Raw genomic sequence first — 255 nt, 5'->3', positions numbered from 1 at the left:
ATTAACGACTGTCTTTTATTCATTTTGCTTAATGAAAATCTTGGAGAATGCGTAATCATTATGAATGAATTTTATGCGCAGATAAAAGACGGTCATTTATTAAATCATAGCTTGTGTTAGATAAAATCATAAAATTTAGCATCAAAAACAAAATTGTCATTGGCATAATGATGTTGCTTTTGATAGTCTGGGGCATTTGGAGTGCAACCAGATTGTCGGTTGATGCGGTGCCTGATATTACCAACAATCAGGTTC

The 255-nt window shown here is 33.3% G+C and carries 1 protein-coding gene; it reads left to right on the top strand.

Annotated features, from left to right (window positions below):
- Nucleotides 1-113 precede the first annotated feature (113 nt).
- Nucleotides 114-255 (top strand): efflux RND transporter permease subunit (locus ACR9ZK_RS22635; RefSeq protein WP_481344173.1); only part of this gene is annotated, 142 nt, incomplete at its 3' end.

The sequence above is a fragment of the Monashia sp. HAY1-5C genome (assembly GCF_056755255.1).
This window is presented reverse-complemented; position numbering and strand designations above follow the sequence as displayed.